The organism is Nostoc sp. DedQUE04, assembly GCF_034530995.1.
Classification (GTDB): domain Bacteria; phylum Cyanobacteriota; class Cyanobacteriia; order Cyanobacteriales; family Nostocaceae; genus Nostoc.
This window is the reverse complement of the sequence record NZ_JAVRCA010000020.1, coordinates 1-14,703: the sequence shown is the minus strand read 5'-3', so window position 1 is coordinate 14,703 and position 14,703 is coordinate 1. Positions and strand designations below refer to the sequence as shown.

Genomic DNA, 14,703 nt, shown 5'->3' with positions numbered 1-14,703 from the left:
GGTCATTGGTCATTGGTCATTGGTCATTGGTCATTGGTCATTGGTCATTGGTCATTGGTCATATCAAGTCCGGTTAATCACTTATTATCGAATCTGTGCAAAACAAAAGCCTCTTCCCCCAGCAAGAACTGCGGTATAAATGATAAGTCTTTAGCCGGACACGATATCATTGGTCATTGATTAAGGACAAATGACAAATGACAAATGACAACAGAGTACTAAACAATAAACTAAACTAATTACTTGTAGTGTAGTTTTGTAAAATTATCTTGACCAATTGTTTTATGGTTATGACACTTTCAGCAGATGTTTACGGGATGTCCACAGCACCAACTATAGCTCCTGAACGGTCTAATCAAGTTATCCGTAAGACTTATCCGAATTACAAAGTGATTGTATTAAACGATGATTTTAATACATTCCAACACGTGTGTGAATGTTTGATGAAATATATTCCGGGAATGAGTGGCGATCGCGCGTGGGATCTGACTAATCAGGTACACTATGAAGGTCAAGCGATCGTCTGGGTCGGGCCCCAAGAACCTGCGGAACTCTATCACCAGCAACTGCGCCGAGCAGGTTTGACAATGGCACCTCTAGAAGCAGCTTAATTATTATGGGCAAACCCTCCGTAGATCCCCTGCGCACGGCTTCACAAAAAGCTGCCAGACTGGTATGGAATCACTCAACACACCTTTCTGGTCTTATCCCCATTTTAGAACGTCTTTGTCAGCAGGATGGTATCCAAACTGTGACGCCGGGAGTGATTGGGCGGTCAAAAGGTCATTGTCCAAAAATGCAACTACGCGTCTCAGTACCTATTCGCGGCGGCTATAAAGTAATTGCGCGGCAGGGGAAAACGGTACAAGAGGTCTTTATTTTAACAACTTTGTCCCAAGATCAACTAGAAGCTGCATTAGCGATCGCTATGAGATGTTAATCATACCCGATAGGAGTGCTGAGTGTTGAGTGCTGAGTGCTGAGTTGGGAATATCGCTTTTTTACCCCATGCCCACTTGCCCTGAGCGTTCGCGTAGCGTCTCGTAGAGAAGCCGAAGGGATACCCAATGCCCAATGCCCCATGCCCCATGCCCACTTGCCCTGAGCGAAGCCGAAGGGATACCCAATAACTATTCCTCAACTCGATGTACTGCAAATTTGTGTAGTGGTAGACTAACAATACAAGAAAAAGTTAAGAAATATGACAGAGCCGTAGTTATTTTCAAAGTCATGACTACAGATTCCCAGCCAGGTAAAACTATTTTTTCGATGCCAAAAGCTACACAGTAAACTAGCCAGTAACTAAAGCTCATTCTAAACAGAATTCGCTCTGTTTCTTCCATCTCATTTGTTTGCTGCTTACCATCCCACAGTAACAACAGTCCAATAATGCAAGCGACAAAGGAAACAGCAACTACAGATTCGTGACAAAATATATTTAACGAATGCATTTGTGTTTATTCCTACATTTTTTCAGTTGAAACTCAGTCTAAAGGAATATTCCTTGCAGATATACAAATTATTTACAAACCTCAATAGAATAAAAGCTGCTGAGTGAAAAATCTCACTTGCAACTCAGCACTCGTAACTCCATTAACCTGCAACACTAGTTGCCAAAATTGAAGCATTTGCAACAATTGCTCTTTCATGTATAAGAAAGGTTTAAGTATTTCCAAGAAACATATAAGCAAGTGCTGGAAAGGCTTAATACTTTGCAACAATTGCTCTTTCATGTATAAGAAAGGTTTAAGTATTTCAAAGAAATATATAAGCAATTGCTGGGAAGGCTTAATACTTTGCAACAATTACTCCTCCATATATAAGAAAGGTTTAAATGATTGCAGCAATTGTTGTAATTAACTTATAAGTTAATTTTACTTAAAAAATCAATCAAAATCTTTTAAGTAAAATTAACCGCCCTCATCCCCTAACCCCTTCTCCCAATTTGGGAGAAGGGCTACGGTGTACACGCAAGTTATGGAATCACTACCAGTCCTTGAATTACCCCACCCTAACCCTCCCCTTATAAAGGGGAGGGAACTAGATTTTCTTGTTTCCCCCCTTTCCAAGGGGGGATTAAGGGGGGTAATTTGACTTGTGTGTACACCGTAGCCCAAGCTTAGGAGATGGATTTAGGGCGAAGGCTTTTGATAAACATAATTTTGAGCCACTTTCCAATAGCGCGAGAACCGTTTCAAGTCAATATAGCCGTCATAGTCAAAAAATGGTTCTACCTCTAATACTTCCACTGCTATAGAACGCTCCATTTGATTACAGATATCATCAAACCGGGGACTGGGACTATTAGTGGTGACAACTAAATTGGCATCATGTTCTTGAGCAAAAGCTAAAATTTCTTGTGCCACATCGCCACGGCGAATAACAACAGGTAACTCTAGCAAACATTCGTAGATAAAAGTCAGACGTTTAAGACTCAATTGCCATTCTTCTATCAAAGCCTCGTCCCAAACCCAGATAGCTGGAACATCCGGGTATTTGTGTAATGCGGGATTATTTGGACTGAGGCAATCTCCATGTACCCAAACAATTGGTTTAGTCATTTGTCATTTGTCATTTGTTATGGGGCATTGGGCATTGGGCATTGGGCGTTAGGAGTGCTGAGTTAAGAGTTAAGAGTTAAGAGTTAGGAGTTTTGTTTATCCCCTTGTCCCCTCATCTCCCTCATCTCCCCTGCTCCCCTGCTCTCCTGCTCCCCTGCCCCCTGCTCCTCTTCCCTTTTTTATCACGCTGCCAACTTTGGCTATTTGCTTGTTTGCTAAATTCGCCTTTGGGAAAAAGTCGCTGTTCTAATTCTTCATAACTGCCTTCAAAATCACAATGACCGTAAAGAGGACATTTCTGGCAATAAATACCTTTGGTGTAGCGTTCTAAGTTCTCACGGTTGAAAAAATACGGTTTCTGACTAAAGGTGCTAGCAACCCACTGCCATGACATATTATTACTAGCAGGATCTCCATCTAAAAGATGCTCAAGAAACCATTTGGCTCCAGCTTGCCAACGAATACGCCGCCAATGAACAATATAAGCAGCTAGCCACATTCGGGCGTGGTTATGTAGATAACCAATTTCTCTCAAATCATGACTGAAACTGTCAATGCAAACTCTGCCCGTAATTCCTTCTCTGATATCTTGTGGCAATTCGGGCGCATACTCGCCCACAGTGTAACCAGTTTTGTAATCTTCCTGGTCTTTCCAGATTTCATCCCCCAACTTCATATACAACCGTTGCCAATAGTCGCGCCAACCTAACTCGTTAATTAGTTTCGTAGCATCCTCTTGTTGCTGTACGTGATTGAGGACATAATCTCGAATTTCTCGCAAACTCAAAACGCCATAGCGGATGTAAGGTGAAAGACGCGTGATAGCACCTGCGAAGAAATTACGTGTTTGGGCGTAGCGAAGGGGGTCGATTTTTTCCAGCGCTGTTTCTGCCGCTTTGCGTCCCCCCACAGTTTCGCTAATGTGGTTATCGCGTTCTGCTGCACCTGGGAATTGTTCGCGCAGGTAGGCTACCAACTCATCGCGGTTGGTAAATTGGCGTTGCATATCTTTAGGCATTATCAGCAAATTATGAATGGTTACGTGCGTAGGCGATCGCTCAATATATGTACAATTCTAAAGCGATATAAGGGCGGTCTACGCTTACACAATCTCTCACACCTTTATCATGAGCAACATTCCCCAAGTCGGACAACCAGCGCCAGATTTCTCCACTCCTGACCAAAATGGCAATCCAGTCACTCTCGACGATCTCAGCAGTCAGTGGGTTGTCCTCTACTTCTACCCCAAAGATGATACACCGGGCTGTACCACCGAAGCGAAAGATTTCACCGAGTTGTATCAAGATTTCAGCGCACTGGGAGCAAAAATCTTAGGTGTAAGTCCAGATTTGGGTAAGTCCCATTGTAAATTTATCAGCAAACATAACTTGGCGATCGCCCTTTTAAGTGACCCAGAACATCTTTTAATCGAAGCCTACGGCGCTTGGCGATTGAAAAAATTTATGGGTAAAGAATATATGGGTGTTGCTCGGTCAACCTTTTTAATTTCACCTGATAGAATTATTGTCTATACTTGGCCCAACGTAAAAACCAAAGGTCATGCTCAAGCAGTTTTAACTAAATTACGGGAATTAGCAGCCACGTAACGCGACTGGATGCTAGAAACTGCTAGGGTGATAATTAAAGTCACAAATAAACATGATTCAAGTCATCCAAGCCCAAAATGTTACTCTTGCCTACTTAAAGAAAAAATTTGCTCTCTATAAATCTGAAGATGAGCAATTTTTTACAGAGTGGTTTGACTATATCCCTGAAATTTCCGAATTAGAAAAGCAATATTTAGACAGAGTTAAAAATAACTATCTTAACGTACTTGAAAATGCTCCTCTTTTAGAAGAAGCAGTAAAATTGGTAGTATTATCTCCATTACTAGATTTAGCTGGTTTTTATCGTCCTCCTTTTTATATTGCTACTGAGGAAAGTGTAGAAATTAGTGAAAGTTTTATCATTGATCGTGAAGTAACTACCGAAGATACTAAAGAAATTATTAAAGGTAAAATTGATGTCTTAGTTCTCCAAAATCAGCTATGGTTATTGATAATTGAATCTAAAAGGTCTAGTTTTTCCTTGGCAAAGGCAATTCCTCAAGCACTAACTTATATGCTGGCAAATCCTCAGCCTGAGCATCCTGCATATTCCTTAGTTATGAATGGAGAAGATTTCCAATTTATTAAGTTAGTAAAACAAGATAAACTAATGTATGCTTTATCTGATAGATTCACTTTATATAGACGTGAGAATGAACTATATAAAATTTTGAATATATTAAAAAAAATAGGTCAAATTTTAAATTAATTATCTTTGCTCTTTCTATCTAGTCGTATCTCAAATTTAAATTGATGTGTAAGCAAATTCTTATTTACTAAGCACTAAAGTGCTTAGTACAAACTCTCAAAACTATCTTGAACCATTAGGTTAATACTGTAATAATGTCATAATAGTTATATTGCATCTTTAAAATGAATTATGGTTCAATTTATCCAAGCACAAAATGTTGGGCTTGCCTACTTGGAAGAAAGATTTAGCCTACAGCTAGCCGAAGATGAGGCATTCTTCACAGAATGGTTTGAAAATTTACCGGAAATTACAGATTTAGAAAAGCAAAATTTAGACAAAATAAAACTTCATTTTCTCCGTTTAGTCAAGCGTCCTCCTTTGTCAGAAGAAACGGTTAAATTAGTAGTTTTATCTCCTTTACTCAATTTAGCTGGATTTTATGATGAGCCTTTTTATATGAGAGGCGAGGAATCAATAGAAATTTCGGCAGAAGATGAAGGAGAAATCATTAGAGGTAGAATTGATGTTTTAGTTATTCAAGAACAATTCTGGTTATTAGTAATTGAATCTGAAAGGTCTAGTTTTTCTCTTTTAGAAGCCGTACCTCAAGCACTTGTTTATATGTTGGCTAATCCTAATCAAGATAAACCTACTTTTGGATTAGTAACAAATGGTAGTGATTTTCTTTTCCTGAAACTTACCAAAGGCAATCAGCCCAAGTATGCTATATCTGACCAATTTACACTTTTGAAACGAGAAAGTGAACTGTATCAAGTTCTAAGCGTATTAAAAAATTTGAGTCAAAGTTTGAGTTAATAATTATGTCTATTCGTTCTATATACATTGATTCCCACGCTACTACACCCTTAGATGAACGAGTATTAGCAGCAATGATTCCCTACTTCACAGAAAAATTTGGCAACCCAGCAAGTATTAGTCATGTTTATGGTTGGGAAGCAGAAGCTGCTGTGAAACAAACGCGAGAAATTTTAGCAGCAGCAATCAATGCCACACCAGAAGAAATTGTGTTTACAAGTGGTGCAACAGAAGCAAATAATTTAGCGATTAAAGGTGTTGCTGAAGCTTATTTTAAAAAAGGTCAGCATATTATTACTGTTGCCACTGAACATAGTGCAGTAATCGATCCTTGTAATTATTTAAAAAGTCTTGGTTTTGAAATTACTATTCTCCCTGTCCAAAAAGATGGATTGATTGATTTAATTGAGTTAAAAAAAGCTTTCCGTCCTGAAACGATTTTAGTATCGGTGATGGCTGCAAATAACGAAATTGGCGTGTTACAGCCAATAGCCGAAATTGGGGAAATGTGCCATGAACACCAAATCATTTTCCACACCGATGCCGCCCAAGCTATTGGTAAAATTCCCTTGGATGTGCAAGCGATGAAAATTGACTTGATGTCGCTAACAGCACATAAAGTATATGGGCCTAAAGGCATTGGAGCGCTATACGTCCGCAGACGCAATCCCAGAGTACAACTGGCTCCCCAGCAGCACGGCGGCGGACATGAGCGGGGGATGCGTTCTGGTACATTGTATACACCGCAAATTGTCGGCTTTGGCAAAGCTGTAGAAATCGCTTTGGCTGAACAAGCAACAGAAACCCAACGCCTCACCCAATTAAGACAAAAATTATGGGAACAGCTATCGCAAGTTGAAGGAATTCATCTCAACGGACATCCTCAACAGCGATTGGCGGGAAACTTGAGTATCAGTGTTGAGGGAGTGGATGGAGCCGCGCTTTTGCTGGGATTGCAGCCAGTAATGGCTATATCTTCTGGTTCTGCTTGCTCGTCAACAAATACTGCACCTTCCCATGTTCTCACAGCATTGGGACATTCAGAAAAGCTAGCTTATGCCTCCGTGCGGTTTGGCATTGGCAGGTTTAATACAGAAGAGGAAATTGATATTGTGGCAAAACATGCGATCGCTACCATTCAAAGTTTACAAAATAAACGGTAAGCATAAAAGCCAGCAGAGCCTCTTTTTTAGACAATCGCTTTTCTAAAACTAAATATTATCTGTACGATTCCCCATATCAAAAACATTAAATTCAATTCCTTCTAACTTCAGCCTCAAAGCCTCTAATAAGAGGTTTACCCTTTCTTCAATAAAAATAGTTAGGGCGTTTTCTGGAAGTGCATCGGCTCTTGACCATTCAAGAATGATCGTCGGTATAAGATGAGAGCGTAGCACTGCCTCTAAACCAGGCTCGTCATATTCTTTGAGATAATCTAATGGATTTTTATCGCTAATTTTCAAATTAGTTATTTGAGACAGATAGGCAATATTCATCAAGCTGTCACATTCTATTTGACTAGCAATGCCACTTTGCTTAATAAAATTAACTGGAAATATATGGTGTAAGTTAGGCTTATCTGTTAGCAAATAATAAACATCAGACACAATATCTCTATGAGGTTTTGCCCAATCTTGCGGCTTGTGGTTTGCATAAAGTGATAATATTGCTCTGGATAAGCGACCTCTATAACTGTAAAAAGATTTCCTGAGCGAATTTTTATCAATATCAAACTTATTGAATGAGTAAGTACTATTAGCCTTTTGTTGATTAACAAAGTATATATGTTCCCAGAGGTGTGTAGTGTTTGTTAGTAAATCTGCATTATGAAAACTATAATACCAAAAATATTTATTTAAAAAACTATAATCTGGTTGATCGTTCCGATAAAAATATGCTGTAATAGTCAGGTAAAAATATCGATAAGGGATTAATCTTCCACCTTTAATATGCAAAATATTATCAAAGAAATCAAAAGTTTTAGCAACGGCTATTTTAAAATTAGACCATACAGCTTCAATATGTTCTGTTTTTAGCTTATTAAGATACATATCAGTAATATTTTGTATCCCAGCTTCGGGAAATTCAAGTTTTACCACTACAGCTAGCATCTGTAGCAATGTCCAATTATCAATATTGGCATATTGACTGCTAGAAATAGTTGTTTTAAATCTATCAAATAATTCCCGAAGATAGAATCCAGAGATATTATTTGTCTTATTTTCAGAACGAAAGGTCTTAGCAACCACAATATCAAAGATATCCAAGGGTTTACCAGCTTGATTAATCCGCTCAAATATTTGACACACTTCTGCAACTTCAATACCTCTTAACTCAATGAAGGAAATTTGATAACTATATAAGGCTTCCCTAATCCTTCTGAATTGTTACATGTAGGGATTTTCAAAGTCACCATATCCATTTTTGTGAAGATTTCTTTCTATTTCCACAGGATTTTTAATGATATCTCTTAAACTAACAAGGAGTTTTTCTTCGTGACGTTTTTTCTTGCCACTATTTGCTTTTATTTGACCATTATTATCATCAATTTCATCCCAAAATAAAAATCGCTTTGTGTAACTTGTATCATCTGTGATCTCAGTGAATTCAACTGTAAAATCTATATATAGCGTTGGATCAAAGTTCTCCTTTTTCTCAATTTTTCCTCCATAAATTGATGTTAAAAGAGTAGTCGTTCTTTGTTGACCATCTAAAATATACTGATATTCATTAGAGTGAAAATCATCAGCAAATTTGATACCTCCTATTTGCCTATGACTTTCTAGCTTAGTACTGCTTTTCCAAATTAAAATACTTCCTAAAGGGTAAAACTTATAAATACTATCCCAGAGTTTTTTTACATTCTCTTTCTCCCAAACAACATCTCGTTGAAAAGTGGGAATTTGATACCTTTTAGCTAGGAGATTTTCTAAATAGGTAGTAATACTGTGACCATCTGGCTTAATGCGATCGGCGTATGTAAACATTAACTTTACCTTACCTAACGTTGAGTAAATATCAAGATTGATATGTGAATTTCACTTAGTCCAGTAAAATTCCATACAAAGGTAACTGATATTTAATTAAGTGGCAACTCAGATTTTAGAAAATCTCTGCAACTTTTCTTCCATACCGATGTTGCCCTGTAAGCCGCCTGTGTGTACTAGCAACAAGCGATCGCCTTTACTAAAAAATCCCTGCTGTAGTAAATCCATCACTCCGTAAAACATTTTGGCGGTATATACGTAATCGAGGGGTACGCCATGTTCCTGTGTGAACTGTTGGCTGAACAGTAGTAACTCATCGTTCACCTTTGCATAACCGCCAAAGTGGTAATCACATATTAATTCCCAGGAAGCGGGAGAATTATATGGCGAAGGTAAATCAGAAGCGAGGTAATTTGTCAACAAACTTTCGATTTCTTGTGCAAGAAATGCGCCATTTTTTAATACGGGAAAAGCGATCGCTCTTTGTCTTTCATGCAACGAAAGTGCAATACCTGCTAGTGTGGTGGCTGTACCGCAGGCTACGCATATATGATTAAATGCGGCACGATCGATTATCTCTGTACAGCCGCGCACACCATTTAAATTACTCCCACCTTCGGGAATGATAAACACCTCACCGAAACTTTGTCGTAGATATTCTTCTAACGCTGGTGTGTTGCGCTGTCGGTACATTTCGCGGTTCAGATACACAAGCTGCATATCCTGTTGTACAGCAAAACTCAGCGTTGCGTTTAATGGTAGCCTCTCCTCTCCACGAATTACGCCGATGGTGCGAAAACCAAAAAGATTACCAGCCGCCGCAGTTGCATAGATGTGATTGGAATAAGCGCCGCCAAAGGTTAGCAGTGTTGTGAAATTTTTCTTTTTGGCCTCTAAAAGATTGTATTTCAGCTTAAACCATTTATTGCCGTTAACCCACGGGTGCATAAGATCCAGGCGCAGCACATACAGTTCAACACCAGCATGACGGGCGATTTCGCTGTTGATTTGTTGTAGAGGAGGAGTAATTAAGGTTAACGACATCTGTCAAGATTCTAACTTAGAATTTGCATTTTCTCACGTTCATTATCGAATATAAAAATAATGATAAACATTGAGTAATTCAATGGTAAGTCAAGCTAAATGATGAATAAATCTTTCTAATGATTAGCTTTAGAAATTGGCATTTTACTAATTGAGTGTTTCAGGTAAATATAAGAAACATAACGCTCGCTCCAGATAATATTCTTTTGGAGAAAAGAAATGGTTGCACTCACACAGCTTACTCAAGTTATTTCCAATCCTGGACGTTTGACGATTGAAACTGTTGAAATCGCTCCTCAAACGACTGCTATACGTTGTCTCGATTGGGATAGAGAACGTTTTGATATCGAGTTCGGTTTACGGAATGGTACAACCTATAATTCTTTCTTAATTCAAGGAGAAAAAGTTGCCTTAGTTGACACATCTCACCGCAAGTTTGAGCAATTATATCTTGAGGTAGTGACGGGATTAATCGATCCAACTAAGATAGATTACTTGATTATTAGCCATACAGAACCAGACCACAGTGGCTTAGTGAAAGATATTTTGGAATTAGCTCCTTCTATTACTGTTGTTGGTGCAAAGGTAGCTATTCAATTTTTAGAAAATATGGTTCACCAGCCTTTTAAATCAATACAAGTGAAAAGTGGAGAGCGTTTAGATTTAGGCAACGGACACGAACTAGAATTTATCTCTGCACCTAACTTACACTGGCCTGACACAATCTTTACCTATGACCATAAAACTTCCACACTTTACACTTGCGATGTGTTTGGAATGCACTACTGTGATGACCACACTTATGATGAAAATATCACCTTACTTGAGGAAGATTTTAAATATTACTATGATTGTCTCATGGGGCCGAATGCCCGGTCTGTCTTGGCAGCTTTAAAGCGGATTGAAAAGTTAGAAATAGCAACAGTTGCTACAGGACACGGCCCTTTATTACAAAACTATATCTCCGAATGGCTAGGACGATATCAAAACTGGAGTTTAGAACAAGCAAAAACAGAGACTTTAGTAACTCTATTTTATGTTGAAGATTACGGGCATAGCGAATATTTAGTCCGTACAATAGCTCATGGATGCGCAAAAACAGGTGTAGCAATAGAATTAGTAGACCTCAATAGTGCCGAGCCTCAAGAAGTTCGAGAATTAGTTGCACAATCCTCTGGTTTAATAATTGCAATGCCACCTCAATCTTCAGTAATAGCTCAAGCGGCTTTAAGTACAATTTTAGCTGCTGTTCATAAGAAACAAGCAATTGGTTTATTAGAGTCGGGAGGAGGAGAAGATGAACCAATTTACCCGTTACGCAATAAGTTTCAAGAACTGGGATTAACTGAAGCTTTTCCACCTATTTTAGTTAAGGAAATTCCTACCCAAGCAACGGAACAACTTTGTGATGAAGCGGGGACAGATATGGGTCAATGGTTAACCCGCGATCGCACCATTAAACAAATCAAATCTATCAACACTGAGCTAGAAAAAGCTCTAGGGCGGATTACCACAGGATTATACATTATCACTGCCAAAAAAGGAGAAATTCAGAGTGCGATGTTGGCTTCATGGGTGACACAAGCCAGTCTTGAGCCTTTGGGAGTAGCGATCGCAGTATCCAAAGATCGGGCAATTGAATCCTTGATGCACGTTGGCGATCGCTTTGTTTTAAATGTTTTAGAAGAAGGCAAATATCAAGGATTAATGAAACATTTCCTCAAGCGTTTTGCTCCTGGCGCAGATAGATTTGCTGGAGTGAAAACATATCCAGCTAAAAATGAATCGCCCGTTTTAGCTGAAGCTCTAGCTTACATGGAATGTGAAATCACTAGCCGTATGGATTGTGGAGATCATTGGGTAATTTATAGCACAGTCCAAACTGGAAGAGTTGCCAACTTACATGCACTTACAGCCGCCCATCACCGGAAAATTGGCAATCATTACTAAATTGTCATTTGTCATTTGTCATTTGTCATTGGTCAATAATTAATAATTCTTCTTCCTCTGCTCCCCACAGACGCGATGAATCGCGTCTCTACCCACTCTTGTACAGGCGCGATTCATCGCGTCTCCCTAAAAACTATGTATAAATCTGTTGAAAATACCCCGATTACAATGTACGAAATTAATCGTGGGCGCGTTGTCCGAAGCTTGGAATTTATCCAAGATGTAATTGTAATTTCTTTGTGTATCGGTTTATTTAGCTTCATGGTGCTTCAGGTGAGAGATATGTTTCTCTCCTTACTTCCACCTTTAGATTTTCATGCTGTTACTGCCGATATTCTCTTTTTACTTATCTTAGTTGAGCTATTCCGACTGCTGATTATTTACCTACAAGAACATCGAGTATCTATTGGAGTAGCTGTTGAAGTTTCCATTGTTTCCGCATTGCGAGAAGTCATTGTTAAAGGTGTTCTAGAAACAAGTTGGAGTCAAGTTTTAGCAACTTGTGCCTTTTTATTAGTGTTAGGAATTCTACTATTCCTGCGAGTTTGGCTACCCCCAACTTTTGAAGGTATTGACCCGGAACAAGAAGTATCTAAACGCTATAGAAGCCGAGCAAAGTCTGAACTAACACAAACCAATGGTCATTAAAAATAGGAAGTAGGCTTGCCGTGAGCGTAGTCGAACGGAAGTGGGTAGAGACGCGATTAATCGTGTCTGAATCTTCTGTTATGCCCAATGACGGCAGTTGCTCCACTTGGTGAGCGAGTCCGGTCTTGTTGTTTCAACAAAGAGGAACTCGCGAACCCGAAGGGGGAGACCCCTTGGCGCTAGCCTCTCCCTTTGGGAGAAGACCGCACTGCCTCCCCAATGCCCAATTCCCAATTCCCCATTATTAAGAGAGGTTATTATGTCTGCTGCCACATTAATGCCCAACCATAGCAGAGATGTACAAGTTGCTGAAATTGGTAAAAATACTCTAATTCTACGATCGCGGACTTGGGACAGATTAAAATTTGAAGTTGAATATTCCCGCCAACGCGGAACTACAGCGAATTCTTATCTAATTCAAGCTGATAAAAAGGCTTTAATTGACCCTCCCGGCGAGTCTTTTACCGAAATTTACCTTGAGCAACTAGCACAACATCTAGATTTCATCTCCCTCGATTACATTGTTCTCAGTCATGTCAATCCGAACCGCAGAGCAACCTTGCAAGTATTACTCTCTCTGGTTCCTCAAGCCACTCTCATTTGTTCTCGCCCCGCCGCCAATGCTCTCAAAACTGCCTTTCCCGAATTTGAATCACCTATTCAAGCGATGCGATCGCAAGATACTCTAAATTTAGGACAAGGACATATTCTATCATTTATTTCCGTACCGACTCCCCGGTGGGCGGATGGACTTTGTACCTACGATGCCGCTACAAAAATTCTCTACACAGACAAACTTTTTGGCGCTCATATTTGCGAAGATACTTTGTTTGATGAAGATTGGAAGGGATTAGATGCGGAACGTCGTTACTATTTTGAATGTCTCCATGCGCCCCAAGCGAAACAAGTCGAAGTAGCTTTAGATAAAATATCGGTTTTGGGAGCCAGATGTTATGCCCCAGCACACGGGCCAGTTGTCCGTTACAGCCTCAGCCGTTTTACTTATGATTACCGTCAATGGTGTCAAGGACAAAAATCTCAAGAATTGAGTGTCGCTTTGCTCTATGCTTCTGCTTATGGAAATACAGCAATTCTGGCAAATGCGATCGCTCAAGGTTTGATCCAAAATGGAGTTAATGTAGAATCAATCAACTGTGAATTAGCCGATTCTGCGGAGATTAACCGCATTGTAGAAACCTGCGATGGCTTGATTATTGGCTCACCCACTTTAGGCGGCCATGCACCGACTCAAATTCAAACTGCTTTAGGAATAGTTCTCTCGGTAGCAGCTAAAACTAAGTTAGCAGGGGTGTTTGGTTCTTACGGTTGGAGTGGCGAGGCAATTGATTTAATCGAAAGCAAGCTCAAAGATGCTAATTATCAACTAGGATTTGAAACAATTCGAGTGCGTTTCAGTCCGACTCCTGAGATTCTTCAGCAGTGTCAAGAAGCTGGTACTTTTTTTGCCCAAAACTTGAAGAAAACTAAAAAACTGCGGACTTCCCGCCATATTGTGACAGAAACCCATGTAGATCGTACTGAACAAGCGGTGGGGCGGATCGTTGGTTCTTTGTGTGTTGTGACAACTCGTGATGAAGAAACTCACAAAGGGGTTTTAACTTCTTGGGTATCGCAGGCAACTTTTAACCCGCCAGGAATTATGATTGCGATCGCTAACGAGCAAAATGCAGATTTAATGCATCATCCCGGCGATAAATTTGTGCTGAATATCCTCAAAGAAGGAAGAAATGTCCGCCGTTATTTTTCTCGTCACAGCACTTTAGGCGATAATCCCTTTGCAAATCTTGACACAAAAACTGCTCTAAATGGTTGTTTGATTTTGAATGAGGCATTAGCCTATTTAGAATGTACCGTGCAAAATCAACTTGAATGTGGCGATCGATGGTTAATTTATGCCGTCATCGATCGCGGTGAAGTGTTAGAAAATGATGGTGTCACGGCTTTGGAACATCGGAAATCTGGCAGCTATTATTAATCTGACTTTTTATAGTATGTAGAAAACCTCTCTCTAAATCTCTCTCCTTTTAGGAGAGAGACTTTGAATTTTCCCCCTTCCCGCGACGAGTTGGGGGTTAGGGGGTTAGGTTTTTCGTGGGCTTTCCTAAATAACGTGAAAAGTCAAGTACACACAAGTCTTTTAAAGTTGCAATGGCATTGTTTGGACTGACAATGCCATTGTTTCACGGGATCTGGAAAACCTCACTTTCATTCCTCTCTGCTCTTAAGACTACGGTGTACACACAAGTCTTGCCGCAGCCATATCTTTATTAATAAATCTCGCACTACGTTTCTATTCCGCCTCTAATTTTTTTCATGCATCTCCCTTTACAGCACTTCCGTCTGTTATGAGGTACACTAGATTAAAATATAAATACTTT

At 39.6% G+C, this 14,703-nt stretch carries 16 protein-coding genes and 1 pseudogene; 11 read left to right on the top strand and 6 right to left on the bottom strand.

Annotated elements, in window-relative coordinates; all coding sequences use genetic code 11:
* The 4 genes and pseudogenes from RM049_RS15975 to RM049_RS15960 form a co-directional block, all read left to right on the top strand.
* A pseudogene (locus tag RM049_RS15975) lies at nucleotides 1-180 on the top strand (hypothetical protein); the annotation flags it as partial.
* 104 nt (nucleotides 181-284) lie between these two features.
* Nucleotides 285-611 (top strand): ATP-dependent Clp protease adapter ClpS, encoded by a 327-nt coding sequence (gene clpS / locus RM049_RS15970; protein WP_292738203.1) that lies wholly within the window; start codon nucleotides 285-287, stop codon nucleotides 609-611.
* A 5-nt stretch (nucleotides 612-616) separates the two neighbouring features.
* Complete coding sequence (locus RM049_RS15965) at nucleotides 617-940, top strand: DUF2103 domain-containing protein (RefSeq protein ID WP_322683326.1); 324 nt, start codon at nucleotides 617-619, stop codon at nucleotides 938-940.
* 36 nt (nucleotides 941-976) lie between these two features.
* Entirely contained in the window at nucleotides 977-1,105 is a 129-nt protein-coding gene (locus RM049_RS15960) for a hypothetical protein (protein WP_322704876.1), read from the top strand.
* 25 nt (nucleotides 1,106-1,130) lie between these two features.
* Here RM049_RS15960 and RM049_RS15955 read toward each other — a convergent pair whose 3' ends face one another.
* The 3 genes from RM049_RS15955 to RM049_RS15945 form a co-directional block, all read right to left on the bottom strand.
* On the bottom strand, nucleotides 1,131-1,451 hold the full coding sequence (locus tag RM049_RS15955; protein WP_322673634.1) for a hypothetical protein: 321 nt from the start codon (nucleotides 1,449-1,451) through the stop codon (nucleotides 1,131-1,133).
* 681 nt (nucleotides 1,452-2,132) lie between these two features.
* Nucleotides 2,133-2,561 carry a hypothetical protein gene (locus RM049_RS15950; RefSeq protein ID WP_322704875.1) on the bottom strand — a complete coding sequence of 143 codons (429 nt, stop codon included), beginning with the start codon at nucleotides 2,559-2,561 and terminating at the stop codon, nucleotides 2,133-2,135.
* A 121-nt stretch (nucleotides 2,562-2,682) separates the two neighbouring features.
* Nucleotides 2,683-3,579 (bottom strand): FAD-binding domain-containing protein, encoded by an 897-nt coding sequence (locus tag RM049_RS15945; RefSeq protein ID WP_322704874.1) that lies wholly within the window; start codon nucleotides 3,577-3,579, stop codon nucleotides 2,683-2,685.
* Between the two features lie 109 nt (nucleotides 3,580-3,688).
* Between RM049_RS15945 and bcp the strand changes: the two genes are divergently transcribed.
* From bcp to RM049_RS15925, 4 genes are all read left to right on the top strand, one after another.
* Nucleotides 3,689-4,168, top strand: a complete 480-nt coding sequence (bcp, locus tag RM049_RS15940) for a thioredoxin-dependent thiol peroxidase (protein WP_322704873.1) — start codon at nucleotides 3,689-3,691, stop codon at nucleotides 4,166-4,168.
* Nucleotides 4,169-4,220: 52 nt separating this feature from the next.
* Nucleotides 4,221-4,877, top strand: coding sequence for a type I restriction endonuclease (locus tag RM049_RS15935; protein ID WP_322704872.1), 657 nt, complete (start codon nucleotides 4,221-4,223; stop codon nucleotides 4,875-4,877).
* Nucleotides 4,878-5,048: 171 nt separating this feature from the next.
* On the top strand, nucleotides 5,049-5,675 hold the full coding sequence (locus tag RM049_RS15930) for a restriction endonuclease subunit R (protein WP_322704871.1): 627 nt from the start codon (nucleotides 5,049-5,051) through the stop codon (nucleotides 5,673-5,675).
* Between the two features lie 5 nt (nucleotides 5,676-5,680).
* Complete coding sequence (locus RM049_RS15925; RefSeq protein ID WP_322704870.1) at nucleotides 5,681-6,838, top strand: IscS subfamily cysteine desulfurase; 1,158 nt, start codon at nucleotides 5,681-5,683, stop codon at nucleotides 6,836-6,838.
* Between the two features lie 48 nt (nucleotides 6,839-6,886).
* Here RM049_RS15925 and RM049_RS15920 read toward each other — a convergent pair whose 3' ends face one another.
* The 3 genes from RM049_RS15920 to RM049_RS15910 all read right to left on the bottom strand — a co-directional run bounded on the left by RM049_RS15920 (nucleotide 6,887) and on the right by RM049_RS15910 (nucleotide 9,706).
* Complete coding sequence (locus tag RM049_RS15920) at nucleotides 6,887-7,984, bottom strand: hypothetical protein (protein WP_322704869.1); 1,098 nt, start codon at nucleotides 7,982-7,984, stop codon at nucleotides 6,887-6,889.
* Between the two features lie 78 nt (nucleotides 7,985-8,062).
* Nucleotides 8,063-8,662 carry a DUF262 domain-containing protein gene (locus tag RM049_RS15915; protein ID WP_322704868.1) on the bottom strand — a complete coding sequence of 200 codons (600 nt, stop codon included), beginning with the start codon at nucleotides 8,660-8,662 and terminating at the stop codon, nucleotides 8,063-8,065.
* 108 nt (nucleotides 8,663-8,770) lie between these two features.
* Complete coding sequence (locus RM049_RS15910) at nucleotides 8,771-9,706, bottom strand: 1-aminocyclopropane-1-carboxylate deaminase/D-cysteine desulfhydrase (RefSeq protein ID WP_322704867.1); 936 nt, start codon at nucleotides 9,704-9,706, stop codon at nucleotides 8,771-8,773.
* A gap of 219 nt (nucleotides 9,707-9,925) precedes the next feature.
* Between RM049_RS15910 and RM049_RS15905 the strand changes: the two genes are divergently transcribed.
* The 3 genes from RM049_RS15905 (at nucleotide 9,926) to RM049_RS15895 (ending at nucleotide 14,300) form a co-directional block, all read left to right on the top strand.
* Nucleotides 9,926-11,656 (top strand): diflavin flavoprotein, encoded by a 1,731-nt coding sequence (locus RM049_RS15905; protein ID WP_322704866.1) that lies wholly within the window; start codon nucleotides 9,926-9,928, stop codon nucleotides 11,654-11,656.
* A gap of 135 nt (nucleotides 11,657-11,791) precedes the next feature.
* Nucleotides 11,792-12,304 (top strand): phosphate-starvation-inducible PsiE family protein, encoded by a 513-nt coding sequence (locus tag RM049_RS15900; protein ID WP_322704865.1) that lies wholly within the window; start codon nucleotides 11,792-11,794, stop codon nucleotides 12,302-12,304.
* 259 nt (nucleotides 12,305-12,563) lie between these two features.
* On the top strand, nucleotides 12,564-14,300 hold the full coding sequence (locus RM049_RS15895) for a diflavin flavoprotein (RefSeq protein ID WP_322704864.1): 1,737 nt from the start codon (nucleotides 12,564-12,566) through the stop codon (nucleotides 14,298-14,300).
* Nucleotides 14,301-14,703 lie beyond the last annotated feature (403 nt).